Below are 24,149 nucleotides of genomic sequence, written 5' to 3'. Positions count from 1 at the left end.
ATTAACCTTTTTTATACACAGAATAAGCGTAAGATATTATAGCAGATGCTGCTGATACATTAAGTGAATCAAAATCGCTACAGGCTTTTATCATAATGCTGCCGTCAGAATTTTTCTTCAAACTCTCTCTCACTCCGCTATGCTCATTTCCAAGTATAATAGCTGTAGGTGTGTCAAATTTAAAATTTTCTAATGATGTACCGCCCTTCTCGCTCGCATGATATACCCAAAAACCTTTATCTTTCATTATCTCAACAGCTCTATTAAGATTGGTCTCTATTGATATAGGCAAATGATAGGCAGCACCAGCAGATATCTCATAAACCTTTTCATTTATAGGAGCAGCATTGTCTTTAGGTATAATGATTCCACCCAAACCAAAAAAATATGCATTCCTTATAATAGCACCCAAATTATGAACATCTGTTATAGAATCAAGTATAAATATGAGCGGCGTATTAGTTTTCTCTAAAGCCCTATCCAAAAAAACATCAATACCTATTTCAGCATTTTCTTTCACACTCGCAGCAATAGAATAAACTTTACCTACAATGCTTTCCATCTCTCTTTTGTCAACATTTTTAATTAAAACTTTTTTTCTCTCAGCAAGCTTAATTATTTCTTTTTCTCTTTTAGATATAGGAAATTTAATATAAATAACATCAACCAAGTCTTTAGATAGAGCTTCAACTATAGCATTCTTCGAGCTAATAAACATTATTTCTTATAACCATTAGGGTGATTTTTATGCCAATTCCAAGCAGTTTCAACTATTTTCTCTAATGAGTCTATAGTAGGAGTCCAACCCAACACCTCTTTAGCCCTATCACTGCTTGCAATAAGTTCAGAAGAATCCCCTGCCCTTCTAGGACAAACTTCTGCAGGTATAGCATGCCCTGTTACTTTTCTAGCCACATCTATAACCTCTTTTACACTAAATCCGTTTCCATTACCCAAATTACAAGCAACACTCTTACCGCCATTTTTAAGATAATTCATAGCAGCAATATGTGCCAAAGCCAAATCGCATACATGTATATAATCTCTCAAACAAGTGCCGTCTGGTGTAGGATAATCATCTCCAAATATTTTTATATTCTCTCTTTTGCCAAGCGGAACTTGAAGTATTAAAGGTATTAAATGTGATTCTGGATTATGGTCTTCTCCAATATCTCCGTCAGGATGAGCACCAGAAGCATTAAAATATCTTAAAGCTACATAATTAAAATCATAAGCTTTTGTATACCAAGAAAGTATTTTCTCTAATGCAAGCTTACTGTCGCCATAAGGATTAGTAGGCTCTTTTCTGCAATCTTCTTTTAGAGGAATAGATTCAGGCTCTCCATAAACCGCAGCAGTAGAAGAAAATATAAAATTCTTTACTTTAGCTCTAAGCATAGCATTAAGAAGATTTATAGAGTTAGATACATTGTTATAATAATATTTAGCAGGATTTTGTACACTCTCACCAACTTCTATATAAGCACATAAATGCATAACAGAATCAATATTATGTTTAGCAAATATCTCGTCAAGTAAAGCACTATCTCCAATGTTTCCCTGATAAAAGTTCTTACAATCTTTAATAGCCTCTTTATGACCATACTCAAGTGAATCTATTACAACAGTTTCTATATTCTGTTTTAAAAGTTCACGCACCACATGTGAGCCAATATAACCAGCTCCTCCGCAAACTAATACAGCCATAATAAAAAACTCCTTTTATAAAAAATTAATTTTCAGCACCTAAACTCTCTAAAAGCTCAGTAGTCTCAGCATCATTAGCATAATACAAAACACCATCCCCATCTTCATCGGTGCTGTTAATATCAAAACCTAAATCATTAACCAAATATTCAATAACTTCTATATTGTCATTTAAAGAAGCAATATGAAGCCCATTAGCATCATAAATATTTCTAGAATCAATTAAATCAGGATGAGCTTGAACTAACATTTTTATTTCATCAACACTTCCAGTACCGCAAGCCCATAAAAAAGCATTCCACCCATCTTCATCTTTAATATAAGGATCCGCATCATTGTCTAGTAAATATTGCATTATACCCAAATCTCTATAAAATATAGCAAATATCAAAGGAGTAGCCCCATCAATACTATAACTATCATCCATAAACTCACTATACTCGCTTTCATCTGTGCTTATAGTATCATCAATTAATTGACTATCCATCTCTACTAATTCTGCAACCCTTTTTAAACTATGATTTCTTATAGCATCAAATATATCATACTCTTCGCTATATTCACCCTCTTCTCTATCTTTGTAGGCAAACGCATAGGCACTCTTAGTATCAACAAACTTACCATTAACCTTAACAACATTAGTATATTCTTTATGATATATATTATTAGGGTCGCTAACATAAACTTTATTATTATTAACTGAAACTTCAGATTCTTTCTTACAAGAAAATAATACTATAGATAATATTATAAAAATAATAAACAATACTTTTTTCATAAATTAAAAAACCGCCATTCTATATAACTAATAAATAATTATACCTAAACAACTATATTTTGTCAATTTCTATATTTTTATATATATTATTAACTTTTTTATTTTATAACACTTTTAATACTTCATAAAAAAGTTTTATCATTTAAATATAATATTATAAATAAAACAACTGAATGCATGCACTAAAATCTACACAAATAAAAAACTTAAAAACTATTCTTTAAGAATTTAAAATTATATTTCATATAGCAATCACAATATATAAATTGATTTTTTATTTTTATTATGCTATAATAGCGAAATGATTTCAAATACTCTTTTGTTTTTTAAAGACTATTATTTCCCTCAAAATAATTAATTTCTTAAACCGTGTGTTTATTCAATCCAATTAATAAAAATCTTGTAATTATTCAATAAATAAAAACTAGTATTATGATAAAAATAACAGCATTAAAAAAACAATATAATAATATAGAAATATTAAAAGGTATAGACTTACATATAGAAAGAGGTAAAATTTTCGGCATAATAGGCAGAAGCGGTGCTGGCAAATCTACTTTATTAAGATGTATAAACGGTTTAGAGAAATATGATTCAGGATATTTAGAAGTTAATGGAATTAATATAAAAAGTCTAAATGATAAAGAATTAAGAATGTTTAGAAAAGATGTTGGAATGATTTTTCAGCATTTTTCATTAATTACAAGAGCAAGTGTATATGATAATATAGCATTTCCTATGCAATGCTGGCACTGGAACAAAAAAGAGATAGATGAACGTGTAAGATATTTAATAGATATTGTTGGGATGTATGATAAAATAAATAATCTTGCAAGAGATTTATCAGGCGGACAAAAACAAAGAGTTGCTATTGCAAGAGCATTATCAATGAATCCAAAAATATTATTATCCGATGAAGCTACCTCTGCTTTAGACCCTAAAAACTCTGAATCTATTATGGAACTTTTAAATGATATAAATAAATCTATGGGTATAACAATAGTACTAGTTACGCATCAAATGAATGTTGTAAAATCTATATGCGATAATATGGCAATAATAGAAGACGGACTTATTAAAGACAGTGGTGTAGTTGAAGAAATATTCATTAATCAGCCTCAATCTCTTGTTAATATATTAGGAGATAATAAAATTTTACTCCCTAATTCTGGGAAAAATATTGAAATAATGTATAAAAAAGATGACTCAAATAACATTATAGAAAAATTAATAAGAAAATTTAATGTAAATATAATAGATTTTGTTATGGAAGATTATAAGAATTGCATAATTGGAAAAGTATTAATAAATATTATTAATGACAATGATGTAAAAAAAGTAGAGGAATATCTAAAATCAATGAATATAGAAAATTATAAAATATTAGGAGAATAAATTGGAAAAATATATAAATTATTTTATAAAATTGATACTGCCTTCTACTATAGTAACAATTAGAATAGTATTTTTTACTATATTAATAGGCTTTATATTAGGATTTATAATAGCAGTATTATTAACAATGTACGGACCAAACGGACTTAATTATAAAAAAAGATTTTATAATATATTAAGTTTCATCGTTAATACAATAAGATCATTCCCAATACTAATATTAATAGTTGCAATATCTCCATTTACTCGTCTTGTAATAGGCACAACTATAGGAGAAAAAGCAGTAATACTTCCATTATCAATTACAGCAACTGCATTTATATCTAGATTACTCGAAAGCAGTTTTATTAAAGTTGATAAGCAATTAATAGAAGCAGCCAAATCATTTGGAGCTACTAATATGCAGATAATGTTTGGTGTAATTATTAGAGAGTCAATCCCTTCTATAATATCTGTTATCACTATGGCATCAGTAAATTATATAGCAGCAACTACAATAGCTGGAGCAGTTGGAGGAGGTGGTCTTGGTGCTGTTGCCTTAACCTACGGATACCAAAGTTTCAATAATACCATACTATATTTTTCTGTATTTATTATGTTTTTGTTTGTAAATATTACACAGTATATTGGTGATTTTATATATAAAAAATTAATTTAAGGATAATATTATGGATTTAGAAAAAATTGATAAAGTACTTAACAGTGTATTAGAATTAGAGAGATATCCAATAGGAATAAAATTTATATTTACAGAAGAAGAATATGATAAACTAGATGCAGAGGAAAGCAAAAATAAAACATCTTACTGCAGGTTTGTAAGCCGTGCGAGTGAAGGCAGAAAATTAAAAATACATAAAGGTCATAACGCTTGTTCAGGCGGAGCAGTTGCCCTAGGATTTCAAAGAGTACTGCCTGAAAGTGCATCAGGTATTAGAAGATTAAAAACAGGAACATATAGAGATTTAGGAGTAAGCAGAAAAATCTCAAAAAATATGGTATATTGCGAACATAAAATTTTTGGTGTTTCAATTATGCCTCTAAAAGATTATAAAGAGGAACCTGATGTTGTTATATTTGTATGCAAGCCGTATCAGGCAATGCGTTTAGCACATGCATATTCATATCATTATGGGCATGCTAATGATATAAAACTATCAGGAATGCAGGCTATATGCGAAGAATGCACTTCTTATCCTTATGAAAATGGATGTTTTAATATGTCTATGATGTGCTCTGGTACAAGAATGATGGCTGGATGGAAAGATGATGAAATGGCTGTAGGAATGCCTTATAGAATATTTTTAAATGTGGTGGATGGATTAATAAACACTATTAACCCGCTTGAAAGAAATAAGCATAAAAAAATCATTAAAGAAAAACTTGAAAAAAATAATCTATCTAATTTGTTAGATATAAAAATGAATCAAAATTATGATGATAATTGCTACATAGGAGGAATTGTTGAAAAATAAATAATGAATAATAAATAATAAAAAACAAAAAGGAGAAATTAAAAAATGAAAAGAAAAATATTATCAATTCTATCAATGATGCTTATTATATTAATTGCATCTTGCTCTAACAAAACATCATCTTCATCAAACACTGAAAAAGGTAAAGATGATACCATAGTAATAGGATGTATGGCTTTGAATGCTGAGGCAGTAGAAGAAATTAAAAGATTAATGGAAAATGAAGGCTATAAAATGGAAGTAAAAATATTTGACGGAAATAATTTACCTGCTTTAGCTTTGAGTGCTAATGAGATTGATGGACTAATATTAAATCATAAACCATGGATAGATACTTTTAATAAAGCTAATAACTCACATTTAGTGTTGGTTGATGGATTTAAATATGCATCTTTAAATGCACTTTATTCATCAAAACATAAAACAGTGGAAGATATACCTGATAATGCTGTAATTACTATATCTAATGATCCTAGTAATATGGATAGAGGACTTAGATTTCTTGAAAAACTAGGTCTTTTAAAACTAGGAGAAAAAACTGGAGAATTCTACACAATGATTGATATAAAAGAAAATCCAAAAAATATAAAATTTTTAGAAGTAGAAACTACATCAACAGCTGGTTCTTATGCTGACGCTGATGCCACAATCACATTTTCAAGTGTTATGAAAAATGCAGGATTTGATGCTCATTCATATATAGTAGAAGATGGAGAATATAATAATTTCCCAACAGGATTAGTTGTAAATTCAGGAAATGAAAATTCTCAATGGGCTAAAGACATAGTAAAAGTTACTCAAACAGAAGAATATAAAAATAAATTTAATGAAATATTTCAAGGTGCTTATATAATATATTAATAAATACTATAATAGGAGTTTTATGATTAAAGCTCCTATTATTAGTTAAAAAAATTATTAATATGCTTGCTGCAAAAGTAATTTATAAAATAAGTTGTTAAATTATTATATTTTCTTAATTTTTTATTATATTTATATTAAATTTAATTCTCAATACAAAAGAAATAAAAATATTTACTATTTTAATAATAAACTGTTATAACTAATATATAATTGACTTTTTTAATAAAAAATATTAGACTTTGCTTAAGATTTTTTAGGAGATTTTATTTATGGGACATAATATAATAGACGGATATAGAAAAATAGAAGGTAATTATCCAACATACAGAGAATATTTAATACATTTCTATTGCAAAGATTGTTCTAATTTCTGGGCTGTAGATGATAAAGAAATTAATATAATAGAAGATGATGATTTAACTAATATAGATGATATAATAGATGATTCTGTATCAAACTGCCCTATATGCGGTTCAACAAATATAGCAAGAAGCAATAAAAAATAATTAATTATTTAACTTGTTTCTAATAAGTTCTATAATCTCTTTAGAATTAATTTCATTAGCTAATTGTAGGGCATCTTTATTTTCTTCATTTTTAATGTCTAAATTAGCACCGCTTTCTATTAATATTTTTGCCACATTTATATTATAATTTTTTAAAGCTATTATCAAAGCAGATTCATTTCTAACATCAACATCATCTAAATTAGCACCATTATCTAAAAGAAAGTTAACTGTTTCAATGGCCCCGTCTTCAGCAGCATACATAAGAGGAGTTTTATTACTAAAATCTTTAGCATTAATATTTATACCAGACCTAAGTAAATATTTAATCTTTTTTAAATCTCCATACAAACAAGCTATATGTATATTGTCATTATTAGAATCTAACCTAATATTTTTTAAAGCTCGTTTTAATATAGGTGTAAGTATGACAAGAGAAACTATTATAATAATAATTATAGTACTATTTTCCATAATACAAAATCCTATGATTTCAAATCAACTTAAGAACTACTATAAAAACATAAAATATTTTAATTTTGTAAAAGTATATAATAATATTATTAATTATTCAAATAAATTATATCTTTATTATTAGTATCTATTATAATATTTTTTCCGTCAAATTTTTTAGCATCTTTATAAACTATATAAGGTATATTTAAAGCCTTTAACAGTATACCAGAATGAGAAATAGAGCTGCCGTTCAAAGATACAACCCCTTTAATATTATTAGAAAAATTAGCAATATTCGATACATAAATATTATCTGATATTAAAATTATATCTTCTTTATCTGGTAATTCCATTTTTTTATCTAGCATTACAGATAATACTTGATTTAAAATATCTTGAATATCATATTTTCTCTCTACCATATAAAAATCATCAAACTCATTAAAACAATCATATATATTTTTCATAATATTAGTATACAAATATAAAGCAGTATGTTTGGAAGTATCAAGCAAGTTATCAACATCATTAATAACAGCCTCGTCAAGAAGCATAGATAAATGAGAATCAAATATAAGAATAGCATCATTGGAAATATTTTTTTCTTCTATCTTATTTTTTTGCTTTAATATTTCTTTTCTTACAGTTTCTATTGCATATACAAATTTTTCTTTCTCAGTTTTTATATCAATATCTCTTTGTTCTTCATAACCTATCTTTATATCTAAATCAACATACTTAGCCAAACCACTAACCTTTCCACCACATACAATTTCAAAATCAGAATTAACTGTATATACTTTTTCTGCCTCATTATTAGTAAAATCAAACTTTCCATCAAATAAATCTTGAAAGAACTCTGTCAAAACTTGATGATTATCCCCTTTTACATATACCTCTACCACATCATTGTTTTGTATATTTAATAAAGATATCTTACTCATACTATCAGCATAAACAATATTTTTATTTTTAGTTTTGTTAGTAATATATACAGAACAATTATTTTTTGATACCATATTCATAAACATAAATATAGGTCTAGCATGAAAACCATTTTTTAATTTTACTGTATATTCTTTTTTTATATAATCTTTCAAATTAACATTTTCTATATAATATTTTTTTATATAATTATTTAATTTATCTTCTATCTCATCTATTTTTTTATTTAAAGAAGCTTCAACAGCCGCAATCATTGCCCCTTCTAAAATAGGAGCAAATGATATTCTCACATTTTTTTGCTTTTCTTTATCAAGCATAGCAACAGCCCTCTCGCAATTAACTAAAGCACCTTTACTATCAAAAAATATAATAATACCATCATCAGTATAATTATCATTTATAACCTTATAAATATCATTATGATTAGTACCCAATAAACGCTCCCCTATTCCTCCACAACAAGCAGCAGATATATTACTAACTTGATTAACATATTTTTGTAATGCCATTACAAACTCATTACTATCTGAAACAAAAATTAAACCAACCACATTAAATCCTTTTTATAATTTTTATAAATTAACATATTATTTATAAGATAAAGTATAATAAAAACCTAATTTTTTGCAATATAATAATCTTTTATTATAAAAATATTTTTATCCTCATATTAAACTACTTGCAATTATTTTTCAAAAAATATATTATTTTAACAAATATTAAGGGGGAATTCTAATGTTCAAAAAAATACTTATTTCAACATTAGTTCTTGTTTTTTCTGTAACAACTATGTTTGCACAAGAAACAACAACAGATACAACAACTACTACTACTCAAGATTCTAATAATGCAACAGGTACAAAACCTAGAGAAGAATTAGATCAAAACTTTGTAGATGCTTTAATTAATCAAGATGAAACGCTTTTAATTAATGCTATAGAAACAGGTTCACCATCAGTTAAAGCATTATGTTTTGAAGCTCTAAGCAAAAAAGGTGCTACTAGTGATTTAGCTATAAGAACAATTAACAGATATGTTGGCTATGGTTTAGGTACTTCTGGTGCTAATTCTGATTCTGATGTAAGATATCAAGCATTACAAGCTGCAAAAGTTGCTAAATCTGAAACTAGTGTAGATTATATATCTCAAATGCTTTTTGCTGAACAAGAAACTTTCAATATCATAGCTGCTGTACAAGCTTTAGGTGATATAGGAAGTGAAAAAGCTGTTCCTGCTTTACTTTTCCAATTAAGATTAGGAAGAACTCAAGGTATAGTTTATGAAGTAGCTGTTGCTTTAGGTAAAATAGGAAGTCCTATGGCTTTAGGTGATTTAATAGACCTTTCTCAAGATGATCAATATTTCTTAGCTATTAGACAAGCTGCTGTAGACGCTATTAAAAATATTAAACCAGCTGCTGAAAACAATAATAATAATACTCAGCAAACTACTGAAACTACTCAGCAATAATAATATATATTTATATAATAATATAAAAGCCCTCTATTGTATAAATAGATGGGCTTTTTTAGTTTATAGATTTTTATGACTTTTATAATCTTTAATATGTGTTAGGAGTTTGTATGAATATTTTAAAAAATTATAAGTTTTCATTTATTTTAATTTTGGGAATGTTGATAGGCTCTATTATTGGAGCTATTTTTGGAGAGAAGGCTTCTGTGCTTCAGCCTATTACTGATATATTTTTGAATTTACTTTATTGCTGTGTTGTTTCTATGATATTTGTTTCACTTTGTATATTTTATACCAAAACTTATGGGATTCAATTTGCATAAATTTGCTGCTACACTAATAAATGCACAAATGAGCAGAACTAGTACATGCAAATAAAAAACTAAATACAAAATAATAAATTAATATACTAGAATTTAATTACATACTGTAATTATTATATGCAAAAAAGCAACGGCTCTATTTTACAATATGCAGTTATTTCTCATGACTACACTACATAATGTAAATATTAATAAGTTTTAAAATAAGTCTGATATATTTTATGTATATTTTCTTATATTTGAATAAACTGTATGAACTGAAATATGAAGTTTTTCAGCTAATGCTTCCACAGAACCTTTTAATTGAAAAAATCCTATTTTATGAAGTTTTAATATAATCTGTTTATTTTTTTCCTGATTTGGTATTGACATATCCAGTATTATATCATTAATATTTTTATTAAGTATAGATTTTATCATATCGTCAATATTTGAACTGTAATTTTCAGAATGAGTTTGTTCTTCACCATCATTTTTACTTATAGAAAATTCTTTCATAAAATCTATAATGCTTACTTCCATATTTATATTAATGCATAATAAACCAATTAATTTATCTTTATTTTTTATGGGTATTGTAACGGATTTACATCTGTCTCCATTTGGAAATCTTGATTCATAAGCTTCTAAAAATTTTTTATCTTTATGTACCGAATTTATAAGCTCTAAAGCTAAATCGGTTATCGGTGCACCTACATCTCTTGAAGAATTATGCCCATTTTCTATAAATAAAACAGCTTGTTCATAATTATCTAATGAGTGAACTAAGACTTCACAATACGTTCCTAATATATTCGCTATTCCTTTTACAACATTTTTATATGATTGTATTATAGCCCTATCTGTATCATCTAATACTACAGGGCCAGACTTAGTATAATTATCCATAAAATTACCCCATTAATTATTATTAAATTTATTATATCTTATAATGCTATAAAAAACAAACATTATATATATTTTTATGATAAAATATAAAAATAATATATAAACTATCAAATTTTATTGACAGTATAAACTATTTGTATATACTATATTATATATTTAATTAAGGACTATTTTATGACTATAGAAGAATTTAACAGTAAATATTTGGTAAACAGAGAAGGTACAAATTCTCAAAAATGGGAAACACAAAAAGACAGAAGATTTAAAGTAGGCGGCTTAACACCTATGTGGGTTGCTGATATGGAATTCAGAGCTCCTGATGAAGTAATAGAAGCTTTAAATAAAAGAGTATCTCATGGTGTTTTTGGATACACAGTTTTATGGGATAGCTATTTTGAAGCATTTTTTAATTGGCAAAAAACTAGATACAATATAGACTTAAAAGAAGAATGGATAAACTTTTCAACAGGTTTAGTAACTGCATTATATTGGTTAGTTAATGCTTTTACTAATAAGGGAGACAGTGTTGTAATACTCACTCCTGTTTATTATCCATTTCATAATGCTGTTAAAGACAATGAAAGAAATTTAATAAAATGCGAATTAAAAAATGATAATGGAATATTCTCAATTGACTTTGAAAAATTAGAAAGTGATATAGTAAAAAATAATGTAAAATTAATGATATTCTGTAATCCTCATAATCCTGCTGGAAGAGTTTGGACAGATGAAGAAATAGACAAAGCTTTTGATATATGTAAAAAACATAATGTATATATTATCTCTGATGAGATTCACCAAGATATTAATTTGGGTGTAAGACCATTCATTTCTGCTCTATCTATTAAAAATAAAGATAAATATTTAGACAGATTAGTTGTTTTAACTTCGCCTTCAAAAACATTTAATTTGGCATGTCTTCTAAACTCTCATATAGTTATACCTGATGAAAAAATGAGAGAGAAATATAATAAATATGTTAACACTATTAATAGAACAGAATTAAGCTTATTGGGAATGGTTGCTGCAGAAGCTGCGTATAAATATGGCTCAGATTGGGTTGATGGGCTTTTAAAAACATTAAAACGCAATTATGAATATATAAGAGATGAATTAAAAGCAAAAGTTCCTGAAATAATAACAAGTCCTTTAGAAGGAACTTATTTACCTTTTATAGATTTGAGAAAAGTTGTTAGCCCAGATAGAGTAAAAGAGTTCATACAAGATGATTGTAAAATAGCTATAGACTTTGGAGAATGGTTCTCTGATAATTGTAAAGGCTTTATAAGAGTTAATATTGCAACAGATTTTAAATATATAGAAGAGTTTGTAAATAAAGTAACTTCACAATTAAAAAATAAAAATTATAAATAATTTTTAAAAAGGAGATTTTCATGAAAAGTTCTTTTTGGAAAAATTATAAGTTTCCAATACTATTAGTTTCTGGAGTAGTGATAGGAAGTATATTGGGAATAGTTCTCAAAGAGAAGGCCACTGTTTTAAAGCCATTTGGGGATATATTTATTAATATACTTTTTACTGTAGTTGTTCCTTTGATATTTTTATCTATCACGAACTCTATTATTCAAATGGACAATATGAAGAGATTAGGTAAAATAGTAGCTTCAATGTTTATAGTATTTATCATTACAGGACTTATTGCTGCAACTATAATGATAGTTACTGTTAGAGTATTTAATCCTGCTGAAGGTTTTACTATGCCTATCACTCAAGTTGAAGAGCCTAATCCTCCTAAAGTATCAGAACAATTAGTAAAAATGGTTACAGTTACAGATTTTAAAGATTTGCTTTCTATAAGCAATATGCTTCCTCTTATAGTATTTTCTTTGTTCTTTGGTTTTTCTATAAAATTAGTAGGAGAGAAAGCTAAGCCTTTAATCCCTGTTATTGAAGCGGCCACACTTGCTTTGATGAAATTAGTTAGCATTATAATGTATTATGCTCCTATAGGTTTGGGTGCTTATTTTGCTAATTTGGTTGGTAAATTTGGACCAGAGTTAATAGGTACTTATGCGAGGGCTTGTGCTGTTTATTATCCTGCTGCTTTTTTATATTTCTTTATTTTCTTCCCTATTTATGGATATATTGCTGCTGGAAAATATGGAGTAAAATCAATGAAACATTTAATTACTCCTGTAATAACTTCTTTATCAACACAAAGCTCTATTGCTACACTTCCTATAAACTTAGAGGCTTCTAAAAAAATAGGTATTAATGAAGATATTAGAAATATAGTTTTACCTATAGGTGCTACTGCTCATATGGACGGTACTTGTTTAAGCGGAATATTAAAAATAGCTTTTCTTTATGGTGTATTTGGAATGAACTTTACTGGTATTGAGGTTTGGATTGGTTCTATAATATTTGTTGTACTTGCTGGTATGGCTAATGGTGCTATACCGGGCGGCGGACTTATAAGTGAAATGCTTATTGTTTCTATATACGGTTTCCCGCCTGAGGCTTTCCCTTTAATAGCTACTATTGGTATATTGGTTGATCCTCCTGCTACTATGGTTAATTCTGTTGGAGACAATGTGGCTGGTATGTTGGTTTCAAGAATAGTAGAAGGAAAAGATTGGTTCAAACAAAAAGTTACACAATCTTAAAAATATTATAAAAAAATAAAAGCATGCTAAAATTAATAGCATGCTTTTTTATTATATTAAATGACATAATTGATATTTATTATTCAATGTTATATAATAATATTTACTTTCTATTGAAGGATAATTATATATGAGAAGAGAGTTGGCTGTTGTTTTAGAAACATATAATAACAATATTGCTAAAGTACAATTACAAAGAAGTTCAAGCTGCGATGGTTGTAAAATATGCTCTGCTGGAAAACCTGTTATATTAAGAGCTAATAATAATATAAATGCTGCTAATGGGGACAATGTTATTATAGAAGTAGAAGAACTTAAAAAATCTACTAATTTCTTTGTTTATATAATACCATTACTATGTCTTATAATAGGATATTTTGTTGGTAATTATATATCTAAAATTGCTGATATTAATCATGATTTAGGACCTATAATTTCTTTTGTATTCTTTTTTGTTTATGTGTTTGTTGGCGTACTAAAATTAAAAAAAAATAATAAGGTTATAGCTAATATAATAGCAAAAAATAATTTATGAAAATTAAATATATAATATTTGTTTCGATATTATTTTTATTTGCATCTTGCAAAACTAATTATGAAACTTTTTACAAGATAGGAAATGATACAGTATCTTCTGTTTATAAAATTACTTCTCTAGAAATAAAACCAAAAGTAGAAAAGTTTGAGGATAATTATATATATACTTTTAAAAATGATACAAATGCTTTATATAATAGTGTTAAGTATGCTAATTATTTATGGAAGAATGAAGGTTATTATATCACTCAGCATAATGGTTTCGGTAAAGAAAACGGAAGTGTTGAACTAGCAAAAAGTTCAATAGACCCTAACAAAGTAATAAGAATCAACATTCATTCCTACACTAACAATTCTTTTGATGTGGCTATATCTTTAGTAAACGGAACACTAAAACTAAAAAATAATACAAATAATTAAACTTTATCCATATTGAAATTAAGCCAATAGCCAAGCTCTACAAACAATTTTTTCTCTTCTTCATCAAAACTTATAAGAAGTCCCTTATATTTTAGAAGTATCTTATAAAATATATTTTCATAAGTGTTTCTGTCTATAGGCATATCATTATTAGATAAAAACTTAATATCCCTTAATAAATCAAATATTATTTTTCCATTTCCAGTTTCATAAAGCTCATTTAATGCCTTTTTAATATTCTCTCCAACAACTTCAGATATACCACTGTTAGAAATAAATATACCAGCATTTCTCGCATCTTTTAACTCTTTAGAAACCTCATCATAGGCATCTCTTCCTTTTGAGAGTATAAGCTCTCTTAATATAGGAGAATCCATAGCTCCCATCAATCTTCTATAGTCATAATCTGGTGTAATACCATTTGTGTTAAAATATTTAAATAGTTTTTCATATTCAGGATATATTTTATGCATTATATTATCTAATTTAGAAATATCCTCTTTAAATAAAGAATCTGCAAACTTATCTCTAATATCAGAACTTAAATCTTTCAAACACATAGTATATACTAAATTATCATTACAATCTTTATTTTCAGAAAGTGTAATATTGTTTTTTAATTCATAATTCTCTTCAATAGTGTCAACTTTAAAATATAAATCTGATGTTATATTATCACTCATTACGCCTTCAATATGTTTTTTATCTATTAGAGCAGCTTTAATATTATGTTTAAAAATATTGATCTCTTTTTCTTTATAATCGCTTGCAATTAAATTAAATATAAACTGGTTAATAATATAAAGCTTAGTAAATAAATCTATCTTAGCATTTTTCTCATAAAAATATCTAGCATTATGATGTTCTTTTTTATTACTAATTGAAGTTTCCAACGCTTCTAAAAATTTCTGATAAGCCTCTTCTACAAAAAGAGCATTCTTATCTTTAACAAGCATTCTAGCATAATGGAAAGACCTCTCAGCATATTGCATATTTTTAATAGGCTCTATCCTAGAAACATCCTCAAAAAACCATCCGCAAGAAGTATAAGCAAATAATGAATATTTATAAGATTCCATTAAAAATATAAACTCTTTAAAAGATATATGTTTAGAGCATATTTCATATAAATCTTTAGCATCAGAATCATTATATATAGCCCTAACATACTCTTCTCTAATAGAGTTTCTAGATTCATTAGTGAAGTTTAAAAATAATGCAAATAATTTGTCTTGCATATTCCTAAGTATATCAAAAGCATCTCTAAGCCCCTTTCTCCAAGACAAATCAATAACACCATCTCCTCCGCATCCGCAATTACTTCTCCACCTTTCAACACCATGCGAACAACTCCAAGAAGTTCCTCTTTTACCCTCTCCTTCATGCAATATCACCTCTTCAGTAGGAGGACATATACTTAAATAATGCTCATAATTCGTAGGTGTAATATGATCATAATGAATATTATCATGGAAATATCTAGCTAAACACATATCCCCAAAAGGTTCATGATGCCCATAGCTCTCACCATCTGTAGCAATATTAACAAGCTTCCTATCTCCATAAGCATTTCTTATTCTCTCAGCCAATTTCTCAGCAGAACAAAGCAAATGCTCAAAAGCTATAGCATTTGATATATAAGGGTCATAAAAAAATACAGCAATCCTCTTACCATTATGACCATAAAGCCAATAAGGTTTAGATGTGTCTATTCTAGCCCCAGATACATCACTCTGAGTAATACCCTTAACATAATGTGCCTGATATGGAGAGAGTATTGTAAACTTAACTCCACAATCACATAAAGCATCAACAACATCTAAATTTATAGCCGCCTCAGAAAGCCATATTCCTTTTGACTTTCTTTTAAAATATTTTTCAAAGTTGTAAAGTCCCCATTTAATTTGCACTACCATATCTTCTTTTTTGGCAAGCGGTAAAATTATATGATTATAAACCTGAGCAATGGCATTACCATACCCTAACCTTTCTATACTAAGCTTATCTGCTTCTAATATTCTCTGTAATAAATCTGGTTTCTTATCAGCAATATAATCCAACAATGTAGGTCCAAAATTAAAGCTTATATACTGATAATTATTAGACATATCTGTAATTCTGCCATAACCGTCTAATATTCTTGAATAAGCATTTGGGCTATAGCATTCATTAGTTATTCTTTCATTCCAATCATGAGCAGGAGAAGCACTTATCTCCTTTTCTATCTCTCCTAAAAATGGATTTTCTCTTGGAGGCTGATAAAAATGCCCATGCAATATTAAATATTTCATAATCAGAATCCTAATACAAAAAGATTATTTCATAGTATAAATAAACTTACATATATTTGCAAGTAAATAATTTTTATTTTAATTATCGAAATAAAGGTTTGTTTTTTAAGCATAAAAAAAGCCCAATACTATTTGTATTGGGCATTATTTTTTATTTGGATATATTTTTACTTAGATAAATATTTATGTATACCAGCAGCAGCTCTTTTACCGTCACCAATAGCAAGTATAACAGTAGCAGCACCGCGAGCAGCATCACCGCCAGCAAATACACCCTCTAAAGAAGTAGCACCTGTCTCTTCATCTATTACATAAGTACCTTTTTTAGTAGTTTGTAATTCAGGCACTTTTCTAGATATAAGCGGATTAGGAGTAGTACCTATAGCAATAATAACAGCATCAACATCTATATCTTCAGTTTTTCCTTCAACAGCCACAGGTTTTCTTCTTCCATCAGCATCAGGCTCACCAAGCTCCATAACTTGAGTTCTAACACCTTTTACATTATCATTCTCATCGCCAAGAATTTCTAAAGGAGCTCTTAAGAATCTAAAATCAACCCCCTCTTCCATAGCGTGATGAACTTCTTCAACTCTTGCAGGAAGCTCTTTTTCTGTTCTTCTATATATAATATATACTTTTTCAGCACCAAGTCTTACTGCAGTTCTGCAAGCATCCATAGCAACGTTACCGCCGCCTAATACAGCAACTCTTTTATGTTTTATAACAGGAGTATCTACTTCTGGGAATTTATAAGCACCCATTAAGTTTACACGAGTTAAATATTCGTTAGCAGAATAAACACCGCAGAAATGCTCACCCGGTACATTTAAAAATACAGGAAGTCCTGCACCTGTACCCAAAAATACAGCATCATATTCTTTTCTTAATTCATTGAAATCTAAAGATATACCAGCAACTTCATTTATTTTAAATTTAACACCATCTTTTTTAAGGTTTTCTACCTCATGAGCAACCAATTCTTTAGGCAAACGGAACTCAGGAATACCATACATAAGTACTCCGCCTATAGTATGTAAAGCCTCAAGCACTGTAACATCATAACCTAATTTTATTAAGTCTCCCGCACAAGCCAAACCAGCAGGACCAGCACCTATAATGCATACTTTTTTGCCGTTCTTTTCTACTTTTAAATCTTCATGTTTTGCATGCTTTCTTTCATAGTCAGCAACAAACATCTCTAATTTACCAATAGCAACAGGCTCAAATTTCTTACCAACAACACATCTCTGTTCACATTGTTCTTCCTGAGGACATACCCTTCCGCAAGCTGCAGGCAATGCATTAGTTTCTTTTATTTTTTTAGCTGCTTCTAAAAATTTCTTTTCAGCTATAAGCCCTATAAACTCAGGAATTTTTACTTTAGCAGGACAGCCTTCCATACAATGCGGAACTTTACAGTCCAAACATCTTAATGATTCAGTATATGCTTGTTCTTCTGTATAACCAAGAGGAACTTCTTTAAAATCTTTTTTACGCTCTTCAGCACTTCTTTGAGGCATTTCTTGCCTAGGTATTTCACCTAATTTTGATCGTGGTGGCATATATATATTCTCCTATTTTTTAGAACAATATTAAATAATTTGATAATATTATACAACAAAATAAAAATATAGCAATGATATATTTTTATTTTATCATAATATAATATAAAAAAGAAATAATTAAGTTTAATATATAATTTTTATTAATATTATATAATATAAATATACCATAATTGTTATAAAATATAAATAAAGTTTTTTTTCTTTTTATATTGACAAACACTTGTATATTGAACAAAATAAATATATAATACAAAAAAGAAAAATTATAAGAGTGGAAATTTTATGGAAAAAGAACTTATTTATTCTGTAGAAGATGATGATAATATAAGAGATTTGATTAAATACACTGTTGAAGAGGCAGGGTTTAATATAGAATGCTTCAGTAATGGCAAAGATATGCTTGAAGCTTTAAAAAACAATATACCTAGTTTAATACTTTTAGATATTATGCTTCCTGATATGGAAGGTACTGAGATACTAAAAATAATAAGAACAGATTATGCCCATTTACCTATAAAAGTGATAATGCTTACAGCAAAATCTAGTGAGATTAATATAGTTACTGGGCTTAATTTAGGTGCTGATGATTATATACCAAAGCCTTTCTCTGTATTAGAACTCATAGCTAGAATTAAAGCTAATTTGAGAAAAAAAGATGTGAGAGTGGATACAGAAGAATTGACATTTGGTGAGATAAAACTAATAGTAAAAAAAAGAGTAGTTTATGTTAATGATAGGCAGGTTTCTCTCACACAAAAAGAGTTTGACTTATTAAAACTGCTTATGGAAAATGCTAATAATGTTGTAGATAGAGAGATGATGCTTGAAGAGGTTTGGGGAGTTGAGCATTCTATGGAAACAAGAACCATTGATATGCATATTAAATCTATTAGGCAAAAATTAGATTTACACAAAGAAAATATTATTACTATTAGAGGAATGGGATATAAATTAATAGAAATTTAATTATTTTATGATTAGAAATATATTTTTAAAATCATTATTTATTCTTATATTATCAAGTGCTTTAATGTTTATAGGAATTCTTTTTACAGTGCAGTATAATAATATTATGTATAGCAGAGTAATGATTGTTAATATTATAGAGATGCTTCAAAAAGAAATAAATATATATGATGTTAAGACAGAAGAAGATTTTAAAAATTTTGTATTACAATCAGATAAAGAAGAATTAAGAATAAGTATAATATCTACAAATGGTGTAGTTATTGCAGACACTATCAGCGACACAGCAAAAACTACATTAGGCAATCATAATAACAGAAGCGACGTTATAGAAGCCTTACACAACACAAATGATGAACCTTCTTTTTCAATAAGCACTTCCATTAGTCAAAAAACGCCATACATATATGCATCAAAAAAAATCAAATCTGATGACTTTGTTGATTATATATTAAGAGTATCTATCCCTATGGATTCTATTAATAAATATTTAACTACATTTTTATTTACTGCTGTTATGGTAATAACTGTTGTTGTAATACTCATGGCTTTTGTACTTCCTTTAGTGTCTAGAAATATTATGAATCCTTTTTATATTATTAAGGAAACATTAGACAATATATATAACAACCGCTCACTTACACCTAAAAACCTTACGGGGTTTAATGATATTAACAATATAATTTATGATATTAATGAAGTTGCTGTTGATTTGAATAACAATATCATAGCATATCAAACAGAAAAAGAAAAACTTAATTATGTATTAGAAAATATTGCTCAGGGAATTATTGCTGTTAATAATAAAAAAGAAATATTTTTTATTAATCAATTTGCTATAGATTTTTTGGACATTGGGGAGAGAACAGTTAATAATTTGAATGAGATAATAAAAGATGAAAATGTAATAAAAAAGATAGACAATGCAATAGAATTGGCAAGTTTTTCAAAGTTTGATACAAAAGAACATAATATGGATATAGAAATAACTATAATACCAATACACAACAACGAAAATATATCCGCTTTAATAAAATTTGAAGATGTTACAGATATTAGAAAATTAGAAATAGAAAAACAAGACTTTTTTATCAATGCTTCTCATGAATTAAAAACTCCGCTAACTTCCATTTTGGGTTATTCTGAGCTTTTATTAGCTACTGGCGGAGGAAAGAACTTAAATGATTTTTTAAACAGAATAAACTCAGAAGCATTGAGAATGAAAGAGTTGGTTATGGATATGCTTACATTAAGTAGAATAGAGGCTAATTGGCAAGAGACTATAGATGAGAAAATGGATATAAAAGAAATAATACTTAATGTTTATGACAGCAATAAATTAAAAGCACAAAAAAGAGATATTACAATAGACTTAAATATAGAATCTGCTTTTATAATGGCTAATAAAGAAAAAATAACAGAGGTTATTAATAATCTTGTAGACAATGCAATAAAATATACAGATGATGGCGGAAATGTAAAAATTATTCTAAGTACAGATAAAGATAAAGCAATTTTTACAGTAAAAGATACAGGCTGCGGAATAGCCCCGCAGTATTTAAACAGAATATTTGAAAGATTTTTTAGGGTAAAAAACAATAAATACCTTAAAGTCAATGGAACGGGGCTTGGACTAACAATAGTAAAAAATATATGCAATAATTATAACGCTGATATACATGTAAAAAGCGAAGAAAATGTTGGAACAGAAATAAGCGTTGTATTTACATTGTGTAATGAAGAAAAGGAAAAAACTATAAAGAAAGCTGTTTAAATATTTTTATTTAAGCATAATTGCCTAAAGGCCTCATAAGAAACTATAGCAGCGGTATTCGATACATTAATAGAGCGTATATCATCACTCATAGGCAAATACACAGAATTAGCAGCATCATTTTCCCATATGGATTCTCTTAAACCTGTACTTTCTCTTCCAAACAAAAGTATATCATCATTGCTATAATTAAACTCATCATAACGAATAGCTCCAAACTTTGATATAGGCACTATTCTTTTGTTGTTTTCTTTGCAATATTCTAAGAAAGTGTGTTCATTTTCATGTTTTATTAGGTTTAACTTTTCCCAATAATCAAGCCCTGCCCTTCTAATCTCTTTAGCACTTAGTATAAATGATGGTTTTGACACTATGTGAAGTGATATATTTAATCCCACACAAAGCCTCCCTATATTTCCAGTGTTAGAAGGAATCTCAGGTCTATATAATGCTATTGACACATTAAAATTTTCATTGCTTATATTAATTTTCTCTTTCATGTTTATATATACTAAAAAACTTTAAGTTTATCAAAAATGTTTTTTATTTTAATTATTTGCAGGGCTTTGCCATTAACGAAGTACACACCGTGCAGCACCCCACTTCTTTTACGACCAAAGGGAGTCCTTCAGGACGACCGAAGGAAGTGCCCGTGGTATTGATATAAAAGAAGCAAAAGAACTGCATTTTTAAGTTATTTTTATATTTCACAGCATATTTAATACATAACAATATTTTATTTCACAAAAATTATAATTTATATTTATAAAAAACTAACAAAACATATTTGTTAAATCAAAAAAGGAGCCTTAAAAGACTCCTTTAATTATATTCTAATTAATTGTCATTTACTGCCTTTTCGTTGTTGCTTTCTTCACCCTTAGCTACAATAGCAGGCTTTTCTTCAACTTCTTCCTCTTTTTTAGGTTCAACAACTCTAAGCGAGTTAAGAAGAGTATAAGCAACAGCAACATTTTCTTCACCAGATTCTGACATAACTCTAAATGACATAAGTGAAGAATATCTGCTTTTACCATAAGAATATCTAAATCCTATCTCTACACTAGCTCCAGCATCTATTGTAACAACTTCACTGTCAAGAACAATAGCAGCTAATGCCTGAGATAAATCAGTTTTAATCTTAACATTATTAAGTCTTCTAGAAGTTCTATTAACTATAGTAAGCACTCCTGTTCTGTTTCTCTCATTAAGCTTAACAGTAACATTAAATGGGTTTTCAGAATATTTTTCTTCTATTCTTGAAACTATAGAAGCATTAATATTAGCCCATTCTTTTATAGTATTAGGACCTCTAAACTTAGACCACAACATTCTTGATACATCATGGAAGAATACTCCTCTTATTCTGCTGCTTCTGTTGAATTTAGCCTCAGACTCATAAACCCTTCTCATATATTCAAGCTCAGGTCTCAAACTGCCGTCTTGAAGCCTATTATCAATCATATTACCAACTAAAACATTGTACTCACCAGATAAATATCTAGGCCAAGCAGCAAGCATACCTACATGCTGAGGACGGCTAGCTTCATATATCATAACAGCATCATAGTCAATACCAGCATCAAAGAACATATAAGGATCTTGTCCATGTTCCTGCCCATGATTCCAACCTAAAGTAAATGCCCATAATTTTTTCTTTATTCCAGAATCTTTTATTGCTTTTATAATAAGCGATTCTTTATGAGCTCTATACCATCTCCACTTCATGCCTATTTCTTTTCTGCCTCTATTAACAGCAAGCCAACGCATACGAGCAGCCTTGTTCATAGTAGACCAATTAGCAGGAGTATAAACTCCAGTAAGCTCTACCATCTCATCAACCAACTCATAACCATCAACTTCACCAGTTCTAATAAAGTCCAAACCAATATATGATATATTAGGATTAGCATCATATCTTTTTAATATATCTATTATATCCTGCACTCTCTTAGGGTCGCCCAAAGAAATATGTCTGCTTTCTACCAAACTTTTAGTACTGGAATTGTATCCAACAGAAACTTCATATCCGCCTTTTCTGTGTCCGCCGCCAGCAGCAAAATAGCTCATAACATAAGCACCAAGCTCAACATTGCCCTTAGATTTTGAAGCAGCTAGGTTCTCAACATTCTTAATCATAGCAGAAGCCCAAGGTTTTTCAGGAGTAATACCGCCAGTCCACCCTGTAGTCTGTCCTCCTATTACCCACAAAGTATCACATTTCATATAACGAACCCAGTCGTATATTGCATTATAATCCTCTGTTAATGCTCCTGTTTCTATATTAGGAATTTTCTTAGTAGTTAAATCTATAGCATATTCTAACGTAGTTATCTTTTTTGTCTCTTTAGCAGGCGGAGATTGTCTTCCTTTTACAGTAAAATCTTTTGTATAACCATAAACTCCGCTTTTTGTCTGTACAAGCACAACCGCCTGATATTCACCCAAATCTCCTCCAAATGGATGTAAATAAGTCGCTTTATACTCTGCATTTTTTAATTTAAATACATTAATAGGATATCTATCATCAACATTCTTTCTTACACTTTTATCTTTCTTATACCTTACATAAACACTTAAATTCTCTACTTTATCATCTGTATATATAGAAGCATTTATAACTACAGGTTCATATCTAAATACTGATATCTTAGATAAATCTATAGAAACACGAGGAGCATCTCTTTTCTTAGAATTAGCAATAGCACCTTCTATAGCCTTGCTTAATTTATCAGAAGTTTTATCAGTAGTATTTCCAGAGAAAACCATAGCAGGAAGTACATTAGGATTAGGCATTTCACTGCTCATCTCCTCATCACTCAATAATAATTCCTGATTAAAAAGATCTATATCCTCTCTCACGCTTATATCTTCATCTACATAAAAATCATCCAAATCTACAGCCAAGTTATATTCATTAAATATAGGTTTACTATGAACCAAAGTAAGAGAATCTGGATTATACATATCTATTCTATGCGTTCTTATACTATTATCATCTTCTTCTATCGCATATTGTAGATTGTTATTATAATTAATTATAGTAAGCCTCTCTCCTATACCAAAAGTAAGAAATATAAGAGAAGTTGCTATAAGTAAAAGTATTGTAGTTGCTATAATGCTTTTTTTCATATAAAGTAGTTTCCAATTATTATTTTA

At 28.3% G+C, this 24,149-nt stretch carries 23 protein-coding genes; 13 read left to right on the top strand and 10 right to left on the bottom strand.

Annotated features, from left to right (window positions below; all coding sequences use genetic code 11):
* Position 1 precedes the first annotated feature (1 nt).
* Genes rlmB through GQX97_RS01235 form a run of 3 tightly spaced genes read right to left on the bottom strand, consistent with a single transcriptional unit; the run spans position 2 to position 2,485 of the window.
* Positions 2 to 718, bottom strand: a complete 717-nt coding sequence (gene rlmB, locus GQX97_RS01245) for a 23S rRNA (guanosine(2251)-2'-O)-methyltransferase RlmB (protein WP_157150151.1) — start codon at positions 716 to 718, stop codon at positions 2 to 4.
* Positions 718 to 1,707: a UDP-glucose 4-epimerase GalE gene (galE, locus tag GQX97_RS01240; RefSeq protein ID WP_157150150.1), complete on the bottom strand. Its 990-nt coding sequence runs from the start codon at positions 1,705 to 1,707 to the stop codon at positions 718 to 720. The genes rlmB and galE overlap by 1 nt, the downstream gene beginning before the upstream one ends.
* 25 nt (positions 1,708 to 1,732) lie before the next feature.
* Positions 1,733 to 2,485: an ankyrin repeat domain-containing protein gene (locus GQX97_RS01235; protein WP_157150149.1), complete on the bottom strand. Its 753-nt coding sequence runs from the start codon at positions 2,483 to 2,485 to the stop codon at positions 1,733 to 1,735.
* 432 nt (positions 2,486 to 2,917) lie between these two features.
* Between GQX97_RS01235 and GQX97_RS01230 the strand changes: the two genes are divergently transcribed.
* From GQX97_RS01230 to GQX97_RS01210, 5 genes are all read left to right on the top strand, one after another.
* A complete protein-coding gene (locus GQX97_RS01230; protein ID WP_157150148.1) occupies positions 2,918 to 3,880 on the top strand; it encodes a methionine ABC transporter ATP-binding protein in 963 nt (320 codons plus the stop codon).
* A gap of 1 nt (position 3,881) precedes the next feature.
* Complete coding sequence (locus GQX97_RS01225; protein WP_157150147.1) at positions 3,882 to 4,538, top strand: methionine ABC transporter permease; 657 nt, start codon at positions 3,882 to 3,884, stop codon at positions 4,536 to 4,538.
* 10 nt (positions 4,539 to 4,548) lie between these two features.
* Positions 4,549 to 5,352, top strand: a complete 804-nt coding sequence (locus tag GQX97_RS01220; protein ID WP_157150146.1) for a DUF169 domain-containing protein — start codon at positions 4,549 to 4,551, stop codon at positions 5,350 to 5,352.
* Between the two features lie 45 nt (positions 5,353 to 5,397).
* Positions 5,398 to 6,213: a MetQ/NlpA family ABC transporter substrate-binding protein gene (locus GQX97_RS01215; RefSeq protein WP_157150145.1), complete on the top strand. Its 816-nt coding sequence runs from the start codon at positions 5,398 to 5,400 to the stop codon at positions 6,211 to 6,213.
* Between the two features lie 272 nt (positions 6,214 to 6,485).
* Positions 6,486 to 6,722, top strand: a complete 237-nt coding sequence (locus GQX97_RS01210; RefSeq protein WP_157150144.1) for a hypothetical protein — start codon at positions 6,486 to 6,488, stop codon at positions 6,720 to 6,722.
* Here GQX97_RS01210 and GQX97_RS01205 read toward each other — a convergent pair whose 3' ends face one another.
* Complete coding sequence (locus GQX97_RS01205; protein WP_157150143.1) at positions 6,723 to 7,196, bottom strand: ankyrin repeat domain-containing protein; 474 nt, start codon at positions 7,194 to 7,196, stop codon at positions 6,723 to 6,725.
* An 89-nt stretch (positions 7,197 to 7,285) separates the two neighbouring features.
* Positions 7,286 to 8,674, bottom strand: coding sequence for an HPr family phosphocarrier protein (locus tag GQX97_RS01200; protein ID WP_157150142.1), 1,389 nt, complete (start codon positions 8,672 to 8,674; stop codon positions 7,286 to 7,288).
* A gap of 184 nt (positions 8,675 to 8,858) precedes the next feature.
* On the opposite strand from GQX97_RS01200, the gene GQX97_RS01195 reads away from it, so the two are divergent.
* Together GQX97_RS01195 and GQX97_RS01190 are read left to right on the top strand one after the other, a co-directional pair.
* Positions 8,859 to 9,593, top strand: coding sequence for a HEAT repeat domain-containing protein (locus GQX97_RS01195; RefSeq protein WP_157150141.1), 735 nt, complete (start codon positions 8,859 to 8,861; stop codon positions 9,591 to 9,593).
* A gap of 113 nt (positions 9,594 to 9,706) precedes the next feature.
* Positions 9,707 to 9,919, top strand: coding sequence for a hypothetical protein (locus GQX97_RS01190; RefSeq protein WP_232473234.1), 213 nt, complete (start codon positions 9,707 to 9,709; stop codon positions 9,917 to 9,919).
* A gap of 219 nt (positions 9,920 to 10,138) precedes the next feature.
* Here the strand turns inward: GQX97_RS01190 and GQX97_RS01185 are convergent, their stop codons facing one another.
* Positions 10,139 to 10,807 (bottom strand): transcriptional regulator, encoded by a 669-nt coding sequence (locus GQX97_RS01185; protein ID WP_157150140.1) that lies wholly within the window; start codon positions 10,805 to 10,807, stop codon positions 10,139 to 10,141.
* 174 nt (positions 10,808 to 10,981) lie between these two features.
* Here GQX97_RS01185 and GQX97_RS01180 point away from each other — a divergent pair, with 174 nt between their 5' ends.
* The 4 genes from GQX97_RS01180 (at position 10,982) to GQX97_RS01165 (ending at position 14,391) form a co-directional block, all read left to right on the top strand.
* The gene (locus GQX97_RS01180; RefSeq protein ID WP_157150139.1) at positions 10,982 to 12,181 is read left to right on the top strand and encodes a MalY/PatB family protein; all 1,200 of its coding nucleotides are present in this window, start codon (positions 10,982 to 10,984) and stop codon (positions 12,179 to 12,181) included.
* A 20-nt stretch (positions 12,182 to 12,201) separates the two neighbouring features.
* On the top strand, positions 12,202 to 13,434 hold the full coding sequence (locus GQX97_RS01175) for a dicarboxylate/amino acid:cation symporter (RefSeq protein ID WP_157150138.1): 1,233 nt from the start codon (positions 12,202 to 12,204) through the stop codon (positions 13,432 to 13,434).
* 130 nt (positions 13,435 to 13,564) lie between these two features.
* Entirely contained in the window at positions 13,565 to 13,969 is a 405-nt protein-coding gene (locus tag GQX97_RS01170; RefSeq protein ID WP_157150137.1) for a SoxR reducing system RseC family protein, read from the top strand.
* Complete coding sequence (locus tag GQX97_RS01165) at positions 13,966 to 14,391, top strand: hypothetical protein (protein ID WP_157150136.1); 426 nt, start codon at positions 13,966 to 13,968, stop codon at positions 14,389 to 14,391. The genes GQX97_RS01170 and GQX97_RS01165 overlap by 4 nt, the downstream gene beginning before the upstream one ends.
* Here GQX97_RS01165 and GQX97_RS01160 read toward each other — a convergent pair.
* Positions 14,388 to 16,682, bottom strand: coding sequence for a DUF3536 domain-containing protein (locus GQX97_RS01160; protein ID WP_157150135.1), 2,295 nt, complete (start codon positions 16,680 to 16,682; stop codon positions 14,388 to 14,390). The genes GQX97_RS01165 and GQX97_RS01160 overlap by 4 nt on opposite strands.
* A gap of 167 nt (positions 16,683 to 16,849) precedes the next feature.
* The gene (gene gltA, locus GQX97_RS01155; RefSeq protein ID WP_157150134.1) at positions 16,850 to 18,247 is read right to left on the bottom strand and encodes an NADPH-dependent glutamate synthase; all 1,398 of its coding nucleotides are present in this window, start codon (positions 18,245 to 18,247) and stop codon (positions 16,850 to 16,852) included.
* 285 nt (positions 18,248 to 18,532) lie between these two features.
* On the opposite strand from gltA, the gene GQX97_RS01150 reads away from it, so the two are divergent.
* Both GQX97_RS01150 and GQX97_RS01145 read left to right on the top strand, forming a co-directional pair.
* The gene (locus GQX97_RS01150; RefSeq protein ID WP_157150133.1) at positions 18,533 to 19,216 is read left to right on the top strand and encodes a response regulator transcription factor; all 684 of its coding nucleotides are present in this window, start codon (positions 18,533 to 18,535) and stop codon (positions 19,214 to 19,216) included.
* A gap of 7 nt (positions 19,217 to 19,223) precedes the next feature.
* Positions 19,224 to 20,990: a cell wall metabolism sensor histidine kinase WalK gene (locus GQX97_RS01145; protein WP_157150132.1), complete on the top strand. Its 1,767-nt coding sequence runs from the start codon at positions 19,224 to 19,226 to the stop codon at positions 20,988 to 20,990.
* Here GQX97_RS01145 and GQX97_RS01140 read toward each other — a convergent pair.
* Together GQX97_RS01140 and GQX97_RS01135 are read right to left on the bottom strand one after the other, a co-directional pair.
* Positions 20,987 to 21,490, bottom strand: a complete 504-nt coding sequence (locus GQX97_RS01140) for a tRNA (cytidine(34)-2'-O)-methyltransferase (RefSeq protein ID WP_157150131.1) — start codon at positions 21,488 to 21,490, stop codon at positions 20,987 to 20,989. The two genes, GQX97_RS01145 and GQX97_RS01140, sit on opposite strands and share 4 nt — an antisense overlap.
* A gap of 337 nt (positions 21,491 to 21,827) precedes the next feature.
* Positions 21,828 to 24,122, bottom strand: a complete 2,295-nt coding sequence (locus GQX97_RS01135; RefSeq protein WP_157150130.1) for a hypothetical protein — start codon at positions 24,120 to 24,122, stop codon at positions 21,828 to 21,830.
* Positions 24,123 to 24,149 lie beyond the last annotated feature (27 nt).

Origin of the sequence: Brachyspira sp. SAP_772 (assembly GCF_009755885.1) — a bacterium.
GTDB lineage: Bacteria > Spirochaetota > Brachyspiria > Brachyspirales > Brachyspiraceae > Brachyspira.
The sequence above is the reverse complement of the archived record's forward strand: the minus strand, read 5'-3'. Positions and strand labels throughout refer to the sequence as shown.